The sequence below is a fragment of the Sphingobacterium sp. N143 genome (genome assembly GCF_030325625.1).
Classification (GTDB): Bacteria; Bacteroidota; Bacteroidia; order Sphingobacteriales; family Sphingobacteriaceae; genus Sphingobacterium.
The window spans coordinates 577,620-596,320 of record NZ_JACAIS010000003.1 but is presented as its reverse complement, the minus strand read 5'-3'; the positions used below and the strand labels follow the sequence as shown (position 1 = coordinate 596,320).

Annotated in this window: 16 protein-coding genes, 1 tRNA gene and 1 pseudogene; 9 read left to right on the top strand and 9 right to left on the bottom strand. The window is 41.4% G+C overall.

Going from position 1 to position 18,701, the window contains the following annotated elements; all coding sequences use genetic code 11:
* The first annotated feature begins 45 nt into the window (after window positions 1-45).
* Together HX021_RS08800 and HX021_RS08795 are read left to right on the top strand one after the other, a co-directional pair.
* Window positions 46-924 (top strand): Ppx/GppA phosphatase family protein, encoded by an 879-nt coding sequence (locus HX021_RS08800; protein WP_286589807.1) that lies wholly within the window; start codon window positions 46-48, stop codon window positions 922-924.
* Window positions 925-998: 74 nt separating this feature from the next.
* Window positions 999-1,082: transfer RNA gene (locus HX021_RS08795), tRNA-Leu, on the top strand.
* 781 nt (window positions 1,083-1,863) lie between these two features.
* On the opposite strand, the pseudogene HX021_RS08790 reads toward HX021_RS08795, so the two are convergent.
* From HX021_RS08790 to HX021_RS21690, 3 genes and pseudogenes are all read right to left on the bottom strand, one after another.
* A pseudogene (locus HX021_RS08790) lies at window positions 1,864-2,379 on the bottom strand (recombinase family protein); the annotation flags it as partial.
* Window positions 2,319-2,597, bottom strand: coding sequence for a recombinase family protein (locus HX021_RS08785; protein ID WP_286589806.1), 279 nt, complete (start codon window positions 2,595-2,597; stop codon window positions 2,319-2,321). The pseudogene HX021_RS08790 and the gene HX021_RS08785, both read right to left, overlap by 61 nt.
* A gap of 751 nt (window positions 2,598-3,348) precedes the next feature.
* Window positions 3,349-3,588, bottom strand: a complete 240-nt coding sequence (locus HX021_RS21690) for a lantibiotic dehydratase (RefSeq protein WP_353621028.1) — start codon at window positions 3,586-3,588, stop codon at window positions 3,349-3,351.
* Between the two features lie 212 nt (window positions 3,589-3,800).
* Here HX021_RS21690 and HX021_RS08780 point away from each other — a divergent pair, with 212 nt between their 5' ends.
* From HX021_RS08780 to HX021_RS08765, 4 genes are all read left to right on the top strand, one after another.
* Window positions 3,801-4,625: a helix-turn-helix domain-containing protein gene (locus tag HX021_RS08780; protein WP_286589805.1), complete on the top strand. Its 825-nt coding sequence runs from the start codon at window positions 3,801-3,803 to the stop codon at window positions 4,623-4,625.
* A gap of 227 nt (window positions 4,626-4,852) precedes the next feature.
* Entirely contained in the window at window positions 4,853-5,674 is an 822-nt protein-coding gene (locus HX021_RS08775; protein ID WP_265715470.1) for an alpha/beta fold hydrolase, read from the top strand.
* A 117-nt stretch (window positions 5,675-5,791) separates the two neighbouring features.
* Window positions 5,792-6,700, top strand: coding sequence for an alpha/beta fold hydrolase (locus tag HX021_RS08770; protein ID WP_286589804.1), 909 nt, complete (start codon window positions 5,792-5,794; stop codon window positions 6,698-6,700).
* A 63-nt stretch (window positions 6,701-6,763) separates the two neighbouring features.
* On the top strand, window positions 6,764-7,201 hold the full coding sequence (locus HX021_RS08765) for a RidA family protein (RefSeq protein ID WP_286589803.1): 438 nt from the start codon (window positions 6,764-6,766) through the stop codon (window positions 7,199-7,201).
* 20 nt (window positions 7,202-7,221) lie between these two features.
* Here the strand turns inward: HX021_RS08765 and HX021_RS08760 are convergent, their stop codons facing one another.
* Window positions 7,222-8,271, bottom strand: coding sequence for an AraC family transcriptional regulator (locus HX021_RS08760; protein WP_286589802.1), 1,050 nt, complete (start codon window positions 8,269-8,271; stop codon window positions 7,222-7,224).
* A 105-nt stretch (window positions 8,272-8,376) separates the two neighbouring features.
* Between HX021_RS08760 and HX021_RS08755 the strand changes: the two genes are divergently transcribed.
* The 3 genes from HX021_RS08755 to HX021_RS08745 are packed head-to-tail and all read left to right on the top strand — an operon-like array spanning window position 8,377 to window position 9,382.
* Entirely contained in the window at window positions 8,377-8,751 is a 375-nt protein-coding gene (locus tag HX021_RS08755; RefSeq protein ID WP_286589801.1) for a hypothetical protein, read from the top strand.
* The gene (locus HX021_RS08750; RefSeq protein WP_286589799.1) at window positions 8,748-8,990 is read left to right on the top strand and encodes a hypothetical protein; all 243 of its coding nucleotides are present in this window, start codon (window positions 8,748-8,750) and stop codon (window positions 8,988-8,990) included. The genes HX021_RS08755 and HX021_RS08750 overlap by 4 nt, the downstream gene beginning before the upstream one ends.
* Window positions 8,991-9,049: 59 nt before the next feature.
* Window positions 9,050-9,382: a YegP family protein gene (locus HX021_RS08745; RefSeq protein ID WP_028071459.1), complete on the top strand. Its 333-nt coding sequence runs from the start codon at window positions 9,050-9,052 to the stop codon at window positions 9,380-9,382.
* A gap of 136 nt (window positions 9,383-9,518) precedes the next feature.
* Here the strand turns inward: HX021_RS08745 and HX021_RS08740 are convergent, their stop codons facing one another.
* From HX021_RS08740 to HX021_RS08720, 5 genes are all read right to left on the bottom strand, one after another.
* Window positions 9,519-9,755 (bottom strand): methyltransferase type 11, encoded by a 237-nt coding sequence (locus HX021_RS08740; RefSeq protein ID WP_265715476.1) that lies wholly within the window; start codon window positions 9,753-9,755, stop codon window positions 9,519-9,521.
* Between the two features lie 307 nt (window positions 9,756-10,062).
* Complete coding sequence (locus tag HX021_RS08735) at window positions 10,063-12,909, bottom strand: M16 family metallopeptidase (protein ID WP_286589795.1); 2,847 nt, start codon at window positions 12,907-12,909, stop codon at window positions 10,063-10,065.
* Between the two features lie 22 nt (window positions 12,910-12,931).
* Window positions 12,932-14,065 carry a TlpA disulfide reductase family protein gene (locus HX021_RS08730; RefSeq protein ID WP_286589794.1) on the bottom strand — a complete coding sequence of 378 codons (1,134 nt, stop codon included), beginning with the start codon at window positions 14,063-14,065 and terminating at the stop codon, window positions 12,932-12,934.
* A gap of 12 nt (window positions 14,066-14,077) precedes the next feature.
* Window positions 14,078-15,457: a RagB/SusD family nutrient uptake outer membrane protein gene (locus HX021_RS08725; RefSeq protein ID WP_028071414.1), complete on the bottom strand. Its 1,380-nt coding sequence runs from the start codon at window positions 15,455-15,457 to the stop codon at window positions 14,078-14,080.
* An 18-nt stretch (window positions 15,458-15,475) separates the two neighbouring features.
* Complete coding sequence (locus HX021_RS08720) at window positions 15,476-18,685, bottom strand: SusC/RagA family TonB-linked outer membrane protein (RefSeq protein WP_286589791.1); 3,210 nt, start codon at window positions 18,683-18,685, stop codon at window positions 15,476-15,478.
* Window positions 18,686-18,701: the final 16 nt, after the last annotated feature.

Below are 18,701 nucleotides of genomic sequence, written 5' to 3'. Positions count from 1 at the left end.
TATTTTAGCATGATTTAATGAGATAATATTAAGAAACAATATAAAGTGAGATACGCCGCAATAGATATAGGTTCCAATGCTGTCCGTCTTTTGATTGCTGATATCATAGGCCACAAAGATCAATACAATTTTAAAAAGAATACGCTTCTACGGGTTCCATTACGGTTGGGAGATGATGCATTTATCCACCAGGAAATCTCGCCAAGGAAAGCCGAGAGTCTAATAAAAACCATGAAAGCATTTCGTGAACTGATGGATGTGTATCATGTAGAAGATTATATGGCCTGTGCGACTTCGGCAATGCGGGATGCAAAAAATGGTGCTGATATTGTTGCTGAGATCAAAAAAAACGGAATCCATATTGATATTATTGAAGGGGCCAAGGAAGCGGAAATCATCTACAATAGCCATTGGGATAATAAGATGGAAAAGGATAAAGTATATCTGTATATTGATGTAGGCGGGGGGAGTACAGAATTGTCTTTATTTGCCAACGGGGTTTTGGTTAATTCCAGGTCTTTCAATTTGGGAACAATCCGTATCCTGGATAATCAGGACAAGGCCGAAACTTGGGATGAGCTTAAAGAATGGGTGCGGAGTAACACCCATATGTATAAACAGGTAGTTGGCATAGGAACCGGTGGGAATATCAATAAACTTGCCCGTTTGTCGAATGAAAAGGTAGATAAACCCTTATCTTATGCTAAATTGAAGGCAGTATATGAACATTTGTCCTCTTTTTCTTTAAAAGAACGTATTATCCTGCTCGGTCTCAATGAGGATAGAGCGGATGTAATTATTCCTGCAAGTGAAATCTTCCTGACCATTATGAAGTACGGTAAGCTCAAACAAATTATTGTACCGCGGGTCGGGCTGGTAGATGGTGTAATTAGAACCTTGATCAACAGGAATTTAGTGAAATAAAGCATTAAAATACGTTTTAGGCCTTGCAAAAGAAGGAAAAATCTTTATTTTTGTGAGACCAAAGGAGAATATGAGCCCAGGTGGCGAAATTGGTAGACGCACCATCTTGAGGGGGTGGCGCTCGTATGGGCGTGGCAGTTCGAATCTGCTCCTGGGCACTTTAGCAGACAACTCTTTAAAATCGAGTTTTGTCTGCTTTTTTTTTGGACTTAATTCGTTATTAATCAGATAGATATAGTGCAAGAAATGGTTAACCCTAGCAGTTCGAAAACTTGTTCCTGAAAACGTCAAATTTTCGGGGAAAATCGAACTGATTAGTTTACGTTTTTGCTCGATATTGCATTTCCTGTAAATAGAGGCCATATTTTTGAACTTACTGATACTTTCCGTTCGAAAATTGTCCATTGACCCCCGTGCATTTTTTAAAGCTTGTTGTCTGTCTTCAAGCTCACTAATCTCACTAGTGTATTTTAGTTTTAATTCTTTAAAATCTTGCGGGTCTATGTCTCCTCTAATTAACAGATCTCTTGCTTTAGATGTGTTATCCTCATGGGTTCTAATTCTTCGTTCAATTTCAGCTTTTTCTGTAAAATTTCCTTTTGTTCTTTGTGTATATAGCTCTTGTAAAATTGTCGTGTATAACCCAATAATATCAGCTCTAGGTTCATACTTTTCAAGCTCTTGTTCAAACTTTTGATGGACTATTTCCGTATTAAATCTTTGCCTACATTGGAGTTTGCAATGATAATAGGCATAATGTTGACTGTAACCTTTAGATTTGCTTGCGGTCAATGGTTTTGAACATATAGGACATAGTAGAAATCCTCTTAGTGGGTATTCTTCTCTTGTGACAATCTTTGTTCGGTACTTCTTTCTTTTTCTTTTGTCTAAAATATCCTGAACTTTGTTAAATGTAGATTCAGAAATAATGGCTTCATGCTGCCCCTTTACAGTATATTCTTCTTCTCCTTCATATTCAGGGACTACAATTCGGCCACAGTATACAGGATTTTTAATACACTTCCAAAAATAAGCTTTACAGATATCAAGGCCTTTTTCTCTCACTTTAAGATGAATCTGTTGTGTGTTGTATACACCTTTAGCCAGTTCTTCAAATGCCCATTTCATAAGTGATGCATCGGGTTCTTTAAGCTCAATAGACTTTTTCCCATGTTCATTTAACCAGTTTTTATAACCAGCTGGTGCAGGGCCCATCCATCTTCCTTCTTTTCGCGCTCTTCTCATACCATTAGTCGTATTTAACGCTCTACGATCATTTTCTACTTCAGGAGCTGCTAAATAGAACGCCAACATCATTTTGTTTTCCGGAACTGATAAATCAAGCGGTTGCTCGATAGCTTGAGGTTCTACTCCTAGAGACCTTAATAGGCTGATCATCTGGTATGCATCTCCTGCATTTCGACTAAACCTATCCCATTTTGTGAATAATAGAATGTTGGACTTTCTTTTATTTTTTTTAAGTCAAGAAGCATTTTCTTCCATTCTGGACGATCAAAGGTTTTTGCAGAATGATCTTCGAATATTACTTGACGGATTGTGATCTTATTTATTTCACAGAATTTTTTTAAGCGTTCTTCTTGATCTCTTTGAGAGTACCCTTTCTCTGCTTGTTCATCTGTGCTGACTCGGATATATAAATTGGCGACATTCATATTAATTGGGTTTAATATCTAATGTGAATTTACTAAAAAAAATGGTAAAATAGTCGTATTTTTATTATTAAATGATTAATTATTAACCTTTAAAGCTTTGTATGTCAGCTCACTCGAAACTCAGAATGTCTCTTATAGTTGTATTTTCAAAAGTTTTCGATTACGATGCCAGGGAGCCAAAGGCTATTTTAAAACCTTATGGGAAAACGCTTACACTGAAGATGATTGCAGTCATGAATTCTATTTTACAAAAAGAAGGGATATTCCGGAATATTAACCGCTACTTGGTTATCTACTACCTCATTAATAAGTAGTTATGATTTTAGTTATTTTAATCTTGAGCAAGCAATTTATCAATTGATAAAGGTAAAACACTGTATGGAATTCATTCGATCATACAATAATAATTTATTTCAGCTATATCTCGCGTCTAAGCAAATTAGTAGTTTTCAAGACTACGCTACTAAAATATTTCCTCTATTAATGCTTTGCAATGGTGATGCAATTACGATAAATGGAAAAGATAAAGTGAGTCAAGACTTTCTGGAATTATATAACCATCAGAATGATATCGAGGAAAACAAAGAAAACATAGAAGAGTTTGATTTTTTACCTATACGGAACAAACCTCTTTATTTAGTGTCTGAAAACGAATACGTGATAATCAATACCTATTTTATTTGAAAAATCGATTAACAATTCATTATCGCCTCTATAATAACTACTTTCTGAGGTAAGCCGAATGTTTTCTTCAGATTCTCCAATTTTCGTTTGAATGTTCATGACTATTGTTGGGGAATGCTGGCAACTTCCAAGTGGCTCTTGTCAATATAAGGTCCTTATAACGTATTCTCGGATAAAACTTTCGCTCATTGTCAATACTATTTATCCAATTTAAAGATGGGATAAAATCTTGATATTGTAGATCTGCAATAAAAGTATAGATGCCGAGTCCTTTTCGGAAATTGTGTGCTGAGGTTAACCGAGGAATAATTAATCTTTCTTTGTTTTATTATATGTGTGTAAATAAGCATTGTTGCAGAAAATTAAGTGATTAGATTTATTAACCATCTCAAAGCAAATTGGAAAATGGTGTAATATTGGAAAATGAGATGTTGTAATAGTATGTCTGGTGTTTTATTTCCTATTTTTACATCAGAATTTTTAGTTAAAGTATTAACACAGTCATCTTTCACATCATATATGATAAAGGAATTTTCATTCAAAAAATTTGGCAACTTAGAATTTAACAAATCCGTCGAACAAAACGATTCTCTCACGACAATACATGATCATATTAAAGTATTGTTCATTCCCAGGAACGCCATTATCCAAGTGGATTTTCAGGAGATTGAAATGAAAACGGATACGTTACTGTTCATAAATCCCCATGTAATTTTAAAACCATGTGAAACTATAGGAGGACAATTGATGCATTTTAACAGAGACTTTTATTGTGTAGAAATTCACGATCATGAAGTCGCCTGCGATGGTATCCTATATAATAATGTGTTTGAAATTCCATTTATAAGCCTGAATGAAGAACAGTCTGCTGAGATCCAAAGGATCATCCACGATATTAAGTTAGAATTGAAAAATGAAGACTCCGGTTCCGAAGAAATGCTGCGGACATTGTTGAAACTGATCATCCTGAAATCTACACGTATCTGGAAGCAGCAGCATCAATTGGCTGACGATATGCGCCAGACTGATGTTCAATTTTTACGGAAATTCAGTAAGCTGGTCGAACAGCATTTCAAAACACTGCATACCGTGGCCGACTATGCAGATATGCTCTGTATTACGCCTAAAAATCTCAGTAAAAAGATTAGCCTGGTCAGTAAAGAGACGCCAAACGATATTATAAAAAACCGGATCATACTGGAAAGTAAACGTCTTTTAGCACATACGGCGATGAATGTTAAAGAGATCGCCTACACCCTGAATTACGAAGACGATGCCTATTTCGTCCGTTTTTTTACAAAACATACCGGAATGTCACCGACAAGTTTTAGAAAACAGTTTTAAAATATATCTCTCACATATTTTAAGAAAAGCACAGCCTATCAGGATGTGCTTTTTTTCATGTTTACACGTTTTCGTTGCTCAAAATATGCCGTGCACAAGGTTAATAAACTTTTTTGGGCAAAAAGTGCAATTCAAAGCGAAAAGCATCCATTGATGCGCCTTCGAAATTACCCCAACTTTGTAATAACAAAAGAAAACAATAACAACAACAATTAAATAGTAAAGACATGAACAAGTTTACAGTAAAAGACGGAACAGAAATTTATTTCAAAGATTTAGGTGAAGGACAACCGATATTTTTCCATCATGGATGGCCACTATCATCCGATGACTGGGATGCCCAGATCATGTTCTTTCTGGAAAGAGGTTTTAGAGTAATCGCGCATGACAGAAGAGGCCATGGAAGATCTACGCAAACGTATAAGGGAAATGATATGGATACTTATGCTGCTGACGTCGCAGAATTGGTAGAGTTCCTCGATCTGAAGAATACGATCCATGTAGGCCATTCAACCGGTGGTGGCGAAGCGATCAGATATGCCGCACAATATGGGAAAGACCGGGTATCCAAAGTCATTTTGATCAGTGCGGTTACACCTTATATGATTGCTGACGCCAATAATCCGGACGGGGTGCCACTCGCCGTGTTTGACAATATCCGCTATAATACACTTCATAACAGACAGCAGTTCTACCAAGATCTTACCGTGCCTTTCTACGGTTACAACAGGGAAGATGCGGTCATTAAAAAAGGTATACAGGACAACTGGTGGAGACAAGGGATGATGGGTGGTATCAAGGCACAATATGACTGTATCAAAGTATTTTCGGAGACCGATTTCACCGAAGATCTCAAAAGTGTGCAAATTCCTGTTTTGGTGCTTCACGGTGATGATGACCAAATTGTCCCTTATGCAACCACGGCCGTTAAAGCGGCCCAACTATTGAGAAACAGTAAACTGATCATTTACCCGGGCTTCTCTCACGGTATGCCTACTATTAATGCCGATGTCATTAATGAAGATATACTATCCTTTATAAAAGAATAAAGATTCATCTGGGCAAAAAGTGCAATTCAAAGCGCAAGATGTTCATTGATGTGCCTGTGAAATTACTTCAACTTGCAATAACAAAAGAATATAACAACACTAATAATTATTAAAGTCATGAAAAACTTAACTTTAGCCATCGTATTAATTACCACCTTTATTACAAACAGCGTTTTTGCACAAATCAAGAGAACTCCGGCATCTTTTGGAAGAGCCGAATATATCGAAGTAGAAAAGAACGTGAAACTTCATGTAACTGACCTCGGTGAGGGAGAGCCTATTGTTTTGATTCACGGATGGCCCTTGAGCGACGCCATGTACGAATATCAATATGCCGATTTTATTCAAAAAGGGTATCGGGTGATCGGCATCACACTAAGAGGATTCGGGTTATCTGACAAACCGGCAGGAAAATACAACTATGATGTATTTGCAGATGATATCAAGGTTGTATTAGATAAATTGGATATTAAAAATGCGACAATAGGCGGATTTTCCATGGGAGGAGCTACAGTGATTCACTATGTGGCTAAATACAATGCAGCTCACGTTTCCAAGATGGCTTTATTTGGAGCGGCGGCACCGACCTGGACAAAACGACAAGACTTTAATTATGGTTTGTGGACCAAGGAAGATGTCGATGGACTGATCACGTTGAACAATACGAACCGTCCAGAATTATTTAGCACTTTCGGCAAGATATTTCCAGCCAATGAGACAAGCGTTTCCGCTGGGCATGGCGCTTGGTTGGGAGGTATCCAGGCTCAGGCATCGCCTTATGCTATGGCGGAGGGGCTAAGAACATTGCGGGATAGCGATTTACGTGGTGATTTAAGTAAGATAACAATCCCAACATTGATCTTACACGGTAAGTTGGATAAAATATGTTCGTACGACCTGGCAGAACAAATGAATACCTTACTTAAAAACTCAACTTTAGTTCCCTTCGAAAAAAGTGGTCACGCGCTCTTCATTGAAGAGCTGGATAAATTTAATAGTGAGTTATTAAACTTCATCAAGAAATAAAGCAATGACGGCATGAGGTTGGTCTAAAAAGCTGACCTCATCTTTTAATTTAAATCAATTGAAATGAACAGAATTTTTATACTTATCCTAATGCTGGCATGTTTTTCCTGCAGTTCAAAAATGGAGACCATAAGGGTAACACATAGCGGGGTGCCAAAACCAATAGGTCCCTATAGTCATTCCACAAGTTATGGTAATGTTATTTTTGTATCAGGCCAGATTGGCATAGACCAAAAAACAAATATGCTAAAAGATGGTGTTGAACAACAAACGGTTCAGATTATGGAAAATCTAAAGACCATCTTAGCGGATAATCAATCCGATATTGAGCACATTACCAAGACAACGATATTTTTGGCAGACATGAAATATTTTGAAAAGGTCAATGAGATTTATGCTAAATATTTTCACGGGCATTTTCCAGCAAGGACCACTATTGAGGTGGCTTCTTTACCGAGGAATGCCAATATTGAGATTGAGTGTATAGCTGTTAAAAGGTAATTAGAAACTATCACTCATCATCAAGGACGGTCTTGATTCACAAGAATGTTATTTTTGTATTCCAACGGAGTTTTTCCCAGCCATTTTTTAAATGCCCTAACAAAACTACTTGGTTCAGCAAAGCCCAGATTCGCCGAAATTTCCTTTACAGAAGATGGACTCGTCGTGATGTAATGAATGGCTAACGTTTTTCGAACTTCTTCTACGATTTGTATATACGAAATACGTTCCTCGCGGAGTTTTCTTTGGAGTGTTCGTACACTGACATTAAAATTACAGGCTACAGATTCTATTGAAAGGGTAAATAGATAAGAGTTTGTGATCAAGTAATTAAAAATCTTCTTTGCAAAATCACCGCTTAATGATTCCGGATTTTGGAGCTTATAGACCTGACTAATAAGTGAGTTTTGAACGCTATAATTGGCGGTTATGATCTTCGTATTTAGAAATTCCTTGTTAAATTCCAGAATATAAATACGGCTTTTCTGTAAAGGGCATTTGATAATATGCTTATATTCTCTGTCATAATCTTTTTGGTAAGTAGGAAAACTCGCACGTAGTGAGGCTAGGTTTTTAATCAATAATCCTTTTAACTCATATAGTGTAAAGGCGATTAAAAAATCACCCATTTGATTTTGAGCAGTTGAAAATTTGTCAAAGCCAGCATTTTTCTCATAGGTAATAACAAAAGTTTCAGATTTTTCATGAACTGACATTGTATAAAAATCAGTAAGTAAGCCTACCATCATACAGGCATGCTGTAAAGCTTCTTTTACATTGTTGCTCGTTTGAATCACTTGGCCGACTACCCCAAGAGCAGCAATTTGCATCGCTGCTCCAAAATGTAAGCCTACCAACTCATTTTTTGAAATCTGAATAATGTTTTTCCAAATCATGTCCATCTGCTCATTGGATATCGGAAAGGATGGGTTTGTGTTCAATTCGTCTATTGAAATGTTTGAGTGAGCAGCAATTTTTCCGGTATCTAATCCTCTCTCTTCGCAAAAGATAAACAATGCCTGTAAAAATGTTTGTCTGTAATTCATTATGTGAAAATACACATTTGTCACAGTAAATACTGTTTTTTTGTCGTCTAAAACCAATACGTTGGCGCGTAAAGATAACGTGTGGTTGGAGGATCAGAAATATCTTTACAGAAACAAAATTCAAAGCTTATGACACTAAAAAATGTATTACTGTTAAATGCCATTAGTTCTGGTATTACAGGAGGTTTACTCGTTGCAACACCTAATATGTGGATAAGTATATTTAAGCCAACAGGTGTAGCTCCATTTATGGAAGTAGGGACGTTCTTGATCTTATTTTCTGCATTTGTTCTTTTTGCGGCCATTAAAAAGCCTGTCATAAAGGCATGGATTAAACTAATCATAGCGTTGGACATCACGTGGGTATTTGCAAGTTTGGTAACTGTTTTATTGTCATTTTATTCCATCAGTATGCTTGGTACAGTGATCATTCTTTTTGTTGCAGCTTGGGTAAGAATGATGGCCTATTTGCAAATTATCACATTAAAAAAGAATCAACCATGAGCACGACAAGAACAATTACAAACGACTTTCTACATTATTTGCAGCACAGACAATTGAATGAGCTTATAAATCTCTTTGCAAACGATGTTAAATGGGAGGTTCCCGGGGATGTGGACCATATAAGATGGCTAGGTACTCGAAACAGCAAGTTAGAAATACAGGATCTCTTCAACACGCTCTTTTTTCCCGCTCAGCGCGATGGAGGTTTACCAGAAGAACATTGCTATTTCTTTTCTTGACGAAGAGCTCGAAAGTGATTAAATTCGAAAGTATACATTTATAAATCTAAAGAGAGAACATGGGAAAATTTGTAGTAACAACCAGAAAGAACGGTGAATATCAGTTTAATCTCAAGGCAGGCAACGGCCAGACGATCCTTGGAAGCGAAGGCTATTCCAGTAAGGCAAGTTGCCTTAACGGTATTGAATCGGTTAGGAAGAATGCACAGGATGACGGTAGGTTCGAAAAGAAAACCTCATCAAATGGGAAGTGGTACTTCAATCTAAAGGCGTCCAACGGACAGATCATCGGAACGAGTGAGATGTACGAGAGCAGTAGTGGTATGGAAAACGGGATTGAGTCGGTTAAGAAAAATGCACCTTCGGCGGAAGTCGATGATCAAACCTCCTAAACCAGGTACATAAAATTAAAGCTGTCTAAAACTCTTAGACAGCTTTAATTTTTGATATACGATGTTAATTTAACATGTCAATATTAAAATTTGAAGCTATGGCTAGTTAAGCACATCAGTTTAGCTAATGACCAAATTATTCTATTCGCTCGCAGTTATACCCCAGTTCAATCATATACTTAATTATTTCAGCGGTTTCAACCTTAAGTTTATGAGCCTCAACTCTAAGGATATTTTCCTCATCTTCAAGGTCAAAGTTTATTTTATAAATTGGATACAGTCTTAAAAGTGAGCGTGTTGTATCCCGAGCCTCTTTTTCGGTTGAGACATTGGTTTTAAATATTTCAACGACTTTCATTTTTCCGTACATCATAAAGCGTAAATTCTACTCCAAACCGGTTTTTCCTAATATCCAAAATGGGTAGTCCCCAATCTTTGGCTCATCGGATTGCTGTTAGTGGCATTTGCACTGGCTTGGAAGTTTCGAAGCTTTTTTTAAACATGATGTTGCTTGCAATCATCGATGGGAAAACATAAATTCCGGGGATAGAGAATTTCCTTTTTCGGTCAATCAGGAGGTTTGGTCAGTAAACAAGAAAGCCGCAAAGAATATACATCTTTGCGGCTTTCTTGTGTTCAGTGCTTATGAAAATAATGCGATGTCAATAGCCCTTCTGTATTTATTTTTTTACTTCTGGAAGCTGAACGATCTTAATAACGTTTTGGTCACTGATATAGCGTTTGGCAGCCGCTTTAACTAGCGCTGGGGTCAGCTGATCGCGCAACGATGCACGTTCAAAAATGCGGTGCATATCATCGCCATTATACAGGTTGCTGTACAGGTAATTCGACCAGAAATCATTTGTTTTTAGTGCGGATTCGTAGTTTAGCTTGTCATTCGCTTTGAATTTGTCGAGATTGGCAACAGAAGGTCCTGCAGTCTTTAATTTCTCAATTTCCTCAAGCGAATACTTCGCTAGTTTGTCCGCATTGGCCACCGAACAGCTGAAGGCTACCGTAAGGGTATAACGGGCATCAGGCAGCTTGCTATAATCCATCTGGATCGATGGCGAATACACACCGCCTTCTTCTTCACGTAGTCGTTCCAACAAACGGATATCCAAAACTTCCCGAAAGGCCTGCAAAGCCATATTATTGGCTTCACTATAGTCATATGGGCCCGAAAGAACAAGATAGACCATCGCTTTATCTTCTTTGCTCAGCGCCAGCTTTTTCTCGATCTTCCCCGCAGGAATATGAATGTTTAAATCACGGTAAGCAGGTGCCTTCGACGAGATGCTGGGTAATCCGCCAATATACTTGGCAAGCAATGGTTTTATTTTTTCAATGTCAAAGCTGCCCACAAAAGCAAAATTGTAGCCCGAAGCATTGGCAAAACGTTCTTTGTAGATGTCCAAAGCACGCTGAGGATTGATCTGATTGATCTTCTCCATGGTTAACCCCGTGCGACGAACATTATTGCCCGACAGGATAGCCATGACCGAGTCTTGGAATACAGCGTCGCCATTCTTATCGCGGTCTTTAAGTCCATCTTTGGCATTGGCCAAGATACCCGCAACAATAGCGGTATCTAGGCGAGGCTCTGTAAAGTAGCCGTACATCATCTGCAGGGCAAGTTCCAGGTCTTTATTGTTGGCATAGCCGCTCACGCCCTGGGCAGTCTCACTGATAAAGGGGGATGCCGAGGCCGTTCGTCCGGCTAATGATTTTTCAAATTGTTCGGCTGTATAGTTGCCCAGCCCGCTGGCAGCAATGAGGCCAACGGCATTGGTCGCGCTCTGAAAATCTCGATCATCGTAAAGTGATGTTCCGCCATAGGAATATCCTTGAAAGGTGATCTGATTGTTTTGGTAGTTGGTCGGTTTTAAGAGTACCCGGACGTCGTTGCTCAACGTCAAGGTCGTGGTTCCTAAACTGCTGTCTTTTTCTTCTTTAACAATTGTACCAGATTGAGCTTCCCGTTTGAGCAGCGGCAAATCGCTTGTTTCTTCGGTGAAGGCCGTCTGTTTTTCTTTGGACAAGGTAGCGATCCAACTGTTGATATCCGCCTCTTTCGGCAGATTTGCTTTATCCGATTCAGATGCAGTCACAATAATATCGCGGTTGCTATTGGTTAGATACTGTTGCAAGAGCTGCTGGATGTCCGAAAGGCTGACCGCCGGAAGCATTTCGCGCGTCAGTTTCATCTCATGATCGATACCCGGAGAGGCTACCCCGTTCAGAAAATGCTGAATATATTCCTGTACATATTGTTCGGAGGCAATCTTATCCTTTTCTTCGAGCATATTTTCCATTTGGTTCATATAGGTATCCTTGGCGCGTTGCAGTTCTGCGGCCGTAAAGCCATATTGTTTCGCCCGCAAAAGTTCACGCCATACAGCGTCAAAACCTTCTTTCAGACGACCTGGTTTGACCGTGAGTTCGATCTGAAATACATCTAGTCCACCCATAAAGCCACCCAATGATGCGCCACCGCTCAAAAAAGGCGGATTCGCTATGCGAAATAATGGACTATATCGCCCTGCCATCATGGTATTAAACAAGGTCTTGATCAGGTTGTGCTTATAGTCGGCGAGGTTCTGTAATTTACGTTCAGGGTGTTTGATGCTGATATTGATGGATGTTGCGGTAATTTCAGGATCCGTCACCACCATAAATTGATTTTTGCCCTGCAGTGGAATGTGGTATGTTTTTCGAGCTGTTGGCTGCAAAGGATTTTTGAGCAACGAAAACTGTTTTTTCAGCGTTCGCTCGGTCTGGTCGACATCGATATCACCGACGACAATAACGGCTTGGAGGTTGGGGCGGTACCAGCTTTTATAAAAATGCTCAATTTCCTCATAAGGGAAATGTTGAATGACTTCTTCGGTACCAATTGGAATGCGCTGTGCGTACAGAGAATGATTGAGCGCAACAGGTAAAGTCTTGTCCTGGATGCGCTCACCCAGGCTCTTGCCGGCACGTTTTTCTTCCAATATCACGCCACGCTCTTTGTCGATTTCACGATGGGTCAGACTGATACCCTGGGCCCAATCTTGAAGGATCTGAAATCCATTGCTGACGAGTTTGCCATCATTGGATGGTAGCTGCAGTTGGTAAACAGTTTCATTGAAGCTGGTATACGCGTTGATATCGGCTCCAAAGCTGATCCCATTTTTTTGCAGGTAGTCAACCAGGCTGTTGTCGGGATAGTGCGTCGTGCCATTGAAGGCCATATGCTCTAGAAAATGCGCTAGCCCACGCTGCTTTTCGTTCTCCAGGATAGATCCGACCTTGTTGACCAGATACATATAAACACGTTCTTGAGGTTCGGTATTCTTTCGGATATAATAGGTGAGTCCATTGGGCAGTTTACCATAACGGACACTTTTGTCAAAAGGTAAAGCGGTGGTATCGTCTTCGTGTTTTGACCATACGATTTCCGTCGCTCCCGGGGTGCTGCTGCTATGGGCAAGCATCGGACTAAAACCTAACAGCGAAAGGTAGAGCAGTTTTTTTAAATGCATATAATTGTGATAAAATTGCGAATTAGAATATGTTTTTTAGTGTTTCATAAAGGGCGTCGCCGCGTAGGTTGATGCCGATGATTTTCCCTGTGGGATCCAAGAGGTAATTGGAGGGAATACTTTTGATATGATATGCTGCGCTCACCTGACCATCCGGATCAACCACATTGGTCCAGGTCATGCCATCGTCCGACACAGCTTTTTTCCAGCTGCTGAGCGCAAAATCTGTGGAGACACCCAATACTTCAAACCCATTAGCTTTAAAAGCATCGTAGGCTTTTGCTACATGTTCATTTTCCACGCGGCAGGGTACACACCAACTGGCCCAGAAATCAACGAGTACATATTTGCCCCGAAAGTCGGTCAGCTTCAGCTGACGTCCGGCAGTATCCGCCAATAAAAATTCTGGTGCGATATCACCGATCTTTAGATTTTTAAGATTGGCAAGCTGCTCTTGGACCTCCTGGCCCAACGGCGAATCTTGAAGGGCAGGCGTTAGCTTGCCAAACAGCTCCGATACCAGTTGCTGATTGCTGGAATCTTTCAGCAGCGCCTGTAGTTTAAAAAGGCTGAGTACATGATCCGTATGCTGCTGCACATAGTTGACCTGTGCTTTCTGTAGTGCCGCAGACCACTTGTTGAGGCTCGCGTCAATCGTGTTGATGGTAGCCCGTGCCGGCGAATCCATGCGAAAACTATCCTGAGAAAAAGCATTCTCTGCCTCGAAATAGGCAGCCATTAGTGTACTGATGCTGTCCAATATCGTCTGATGCGTTTTGTCAAAACTTCTGGCTTCAGTATTCAATGTTGAGCCGGCAATATCCGCGTGGTTAAGCTGACTGAGTTTGGCCCGAATCGTTATCTTGCCAGGGTGCAGATAGAAATCGAGTGTTTCTGATCGTTCCCCCGTAGAATCCATGTAAAATAGATTCGCGATTTCAGGTCCTTCGGAAGTACCTTTAAAGCGAAAATGGCCTTGTTCCAGCCGGGCAGAATCAAGCGGGAGATCGCCACCAAAACGTTGAAGGAAAAGTTTTCCTTTTTGATTTTTGGGAACCCCAAAAAGTGTTCCCTGAAGCTGGTAGGTTGCTTTTTCCTGCGCCTTGACGAAGCATATGGAATAAAGAAAGGCAAAAGCTAATAGCGTAACTCTCATTGTATATCGTGTTTAGTTGTTATATCCCGGATTTTGCGTTAATTGCCTGTTATTTTGGAGCTCAACGGTGGGTAAAGGGTAGAGCTGGGCAAACGTCTTCCAAGTGGTCGGTTTTGCTTTTTTCATCACGTTATCGGCTAGCCCCATGCGTTTGAGAGTAAACCAACGGTCGCCCCATTCGAAACAGAGTTCAACGCGACGCTCCTGCACGATGGCTGCTCTCGCCTGTGATTGGGATAATCCACTGGATAAATCCGTAAGTCCCGCACGCCTGCGTAGGATATTGATATCATCAATAGCCGTTGAGAGACCAAGTTGCAGGCGTGCCTCGGCACGGTTGAGGTATTGTTCGCCCAGGCGCAACACCGAGGTATACTCATTGTTTGCAGATCCGGCTTCGCCGTTGGAACGGTATTTGTTGATCTGATAGCCGTTTACTGTTTCTTCAAAACGGACGAAGTTTTCTTTTCGTTTATCGTTCTCCTCAAAGGCTGGCAATAGACCCGTTGCATCTTCCGTTACGCCAAAGCTGGCAAACTCTCCTTTTATGCCGATGCCAATGGAGGCGCCCACACTGTTCCATAGCTGCAATATCTGCTCGGGATTGTTTTTGGTAAAGATATCCATTGGCTCGCCCCCGTCTGCACGATCAAAATGGCCCAGTTGAAACAACTGCGACTGTGCGATCACCTGACTGGCGGCCTGCTCAGCTTTAGTCCAGTCTTTGGTAAATAGGTATACGCGCGACAACAGGGCTAATGCAGCCCACTTATTGGCCTTCACGCGCTCGCCCGGGTAATCCGAACCTAAAAGCTGGCTGGCATCTTCCAGATCCTGAATGATCTGCGTATACACTGCTGCTACCGCTGCGCGCGGTTTGAGCCGTTCTTCCGGATAATTAGTCGTCAGCACCAAAGGAACATCGCCATAGAGATTGACCAAAAAATAGTAATTGAGGGCCCGCATAAATTTAGCTTGGCCGATGGCTTCATCCTTGCCAGCTTGCGTCATGCCCTTGGATTGCCCAACCCCTTCAATGATTGCATTGCTAATCCCAATGATGGAATATAGATTTCCCCAAAAGTCATTCGTCTGCCCCGAAAAGGGATTGAGGTTGTAGCTGTACATAAAGCTATACTCGGGGTTAAAGCTATTGATACCGGGTATCAGCTCGTCGGAAGATAATCCCGTGTTCAGTGAAAGATCATTTTGATAAGCAGCAAATCGGCCATACATCCCGACGACAACACTGTCGGCCATGGTGTCATTCGCATAAATTTGATCCGTTGTGTAGATGTATTTTGGCGTCACCTCCAGCAGTTTGTTGCAACTGCTCATACCTAAGGCAACAGGTAAAAGGAAGCTCAATAATTTGATATAGTTGGTTTTCATGTCCGTAGTCTAAATGGTTTAAAATGAAGTCCGTATCCCCAGTGTAAATGTCCTAAGCATGGGCATATCCACGCCGGTCTCTGGATCGGTACCCTTATAACTGGTGATGGTCAGTAGATTGGCTCCAGTGGCATAGGCGCGTAGGTTTTTAAGTTTTAGCTTCTCAAGCATTTTACCCGGTACCGAGTAGCTTAGGGTAATATTGCTTAAGCGGATGTACGACCCGTCCACAAAATTGGCACTCGATGAATTGTAGTCCGACATGGTACTAGAATTGGTGGTGTAGGCCGGAAATTTAGCTTCCTCACCCGGATGTTGCCATCTGTCCAAGACAATTGCGGGGGCATTGATGACACTTCCGGCACTCGTAAATGGATAATTGTAGATATGCTTGTTCTTTTTGAAACTAAAAAATACGTCGAGATCAAAGTTTTTATAATTGAACGAGTTGCCGAGACCACCAAAGAAGGTCGGAATATTGTTTGCCAAGGGGACATAGTCATCTGGAAAACTGATAAAACCGTCGCCATTCACATCGCGGAATTGCGGTTGCCCATCTGCAGCGTTGATTCCTAGATATTCATACCCCCAGATCAGATTTAATGGTTTACCGATCTGATAGGTGAGGCTGTTGGAGGAGCTTGCAAGATTGGGATAAGACAGGAGTTTGTTGCGGTTGATGCTCATGGTAAAGTTGGTCTTCCAGGTGAAGGCCAAGGTGTTGATCGGTGTGGTCTGCAGGCTAAATTCCCAGCCGCTATTCTGTACATTGGCATCCAGGTTTTGGTTGACCGAACTAAAACCCACCTGTGTAGGTAATCCGTAGCCAACTAATTGATTGCCCGACCGATTGCGGTAATAGTTTGCTTCAAAGATGATGCGGTCTTTCAAGAAGCCCATTTCAGCAGCAAGGTCAAGCTTTTTGTTGACTTCCCACTGATAATTTGCATTGAATGGGTTCTTGGGAAGATAGCCCTGCCCTTGGTAATTGTCGAATATACGTTCGTAATTCACGAAATAGGAGTAGTCGCCAATATTATCATTACCCGTCAGACCGTAGCTGCCGCGCAATTTGGCAAAACTCAAGCCAAACTGATTATCCTTTAACCAGTTCTCTTCGCTGAGGATCCACGCTGTACCGACAGACCAAAAGTTACCATATTTTTTCCCTGGACCAAAACGGGAAGAGCCGTCACGTCTGACAGTTGCATTGATGACATATTTTTGGTCAAACGTCCATCCCACGCGGGCAAATCCCGAAAGGAAACGGTACTGAGTGTCCTTAGGTTCAATATTGATGATTGGTGCGGCATGGATGTCCCTAATCTGACTATCGTCTGTATAGCCGTTTCCACTTGTGGTAATTGCTGAGTTACCGCGATGGATATAAGTACCCCCGAGAAGGGCACGAAATGAACTGCGCCCCACGATCAGATCATAATTCAGCTGAGGCTCAAAATTAAAGGTAGCTGCGCTGGCCTTGGTAAAAGTGTTGTTGCCTAAGATGTTTTCGGACGGCCTGAATGATCTCCGTGGATTGATGGCGAGCTGGTCCATTTTCATGCGCGTATAACCGGTATTGATTTTGGCCACAAGATTAGGTAACAACTCATAGCTCAGCGCGATATTGCTGATTAAATTTTTAGTTCTATTTTCAACTGTACGCTCCAGCGCAGCAATAGGGTTATCTATCGTCCAATTTAAATCTCCATCAGCATCGTAAAGGGAGAAATTTGGAGGCAGGGTCTGAAAGTTGGTAAACGATAGTGGGATGACTTCGTTTTTATCCGTTGCATAGCTCGCCGAAAGGGAAGCTTTAAATTTGCCGTCTTTACTGTGGTAGTCGAGGTTGCTTCGGAAGTTGCCGACGGTAAGACCGTTTTTCTTTTGATATACAGTGTTTTCACGCCTAAAGCCACCGCCAAGGAGGTAGTTGAATCCCGATGATCCACCCGATAAGGATAATTCAGCATTGGACGTATGGGCGACATTGCCAAAATATTCTTTTTGCCAGTCGTGATCTTCCGTTTGGCTCCATTTCAGCAGGTCAGGGTAATCATTGGGCGTAAGCTCAATACCATCGTTATTTGCAGCTTCACGACGCATCTCCAGATATTGGGCGGTATTGAGCATTTTTACATAGTTAGCGATAGAACCAAAACTATGGTAATAATCAGCACTAATGGTGGGACGACCTGCCTTACCGCGTTTGGTGGTGATCAGGATCACACCATTGGCACCCCGGGCACCATAGATCGCAGTAGCATCAGCATCTTTAAGTACTTCAATGCTGGCAATCGTGCTGGGGTCGATACTTTTAAAAGGGCTTTCACCTAAATAGGAGGAGGTGAGGCCATTCGCACCGATATAGGCGAGTGAACTGCTATTAAAAGGAATACCATCAACAATGTACAAGGGTTGTCGCGCTTCACCATCCTGGTTGACGGTATTAATACCCCGTATTTGCACCTGAGTCTGTATGCCGGGAAGGCCGTTTAAGGTATTGATCATCATACCGGGAACCCGGTTTTGGAGTGCAATGAGCGGGTCTGCTGTTGGTGTTTTCTCAATGGTGGCTGCAGTGACGCTAGAAGTAGAGCCTGTATTGAGCCGTTTGGATACCTCTTGCCCATACGACAGTACGCTGACTTCATCAAGCAGGTTCTGCGTCTGCAACAGTTGCATGGCAACGGTGTTTTGGCTAGTTGACACAGCAAGCTGCCTTTCTTCGTAACCAACGGAACTGAATACTAAGGTATCCGTATGGCTGGTCCGCTCGATTTTAAAAGCGCCTTTATCATTGGTGAAAGTGACTTTGTCGTTGCTTTTGTTGTAAACGGTTACCAATTCTACGGGGCCGGATTTGTCCCTTACGGTGCCGTCCACAAAAAGCTGTTTGGCAGGTTGCTGTTGTTTTTGATGCTGTTGGCCGCTTTTCTCCCGTGGAAGAATGGTGATCTCTTTTCCAACGATTTTAAAAGTGAACGGTAAATCCTTAAAGGCTTCTTCAAGAACATCACGCAAAGCCTTATCCTTTGCCTGAACTTTAACGACGGTATTAAGGTTTATCTGATTGCCAGAGGCAATGATGTTATAGCCTGTCTGTTGTCGGATGGTTGAAAAAAGTTCTTTGAGTGTTGGTTTGCCCTGATAATTGAGCTGTTGACCAACGACTGTGCTACCAGCAAGAAGCGACGTGACCAAGAGCAAGTTTTTTAGACGATTCATCGGGTCTGTGATTTAG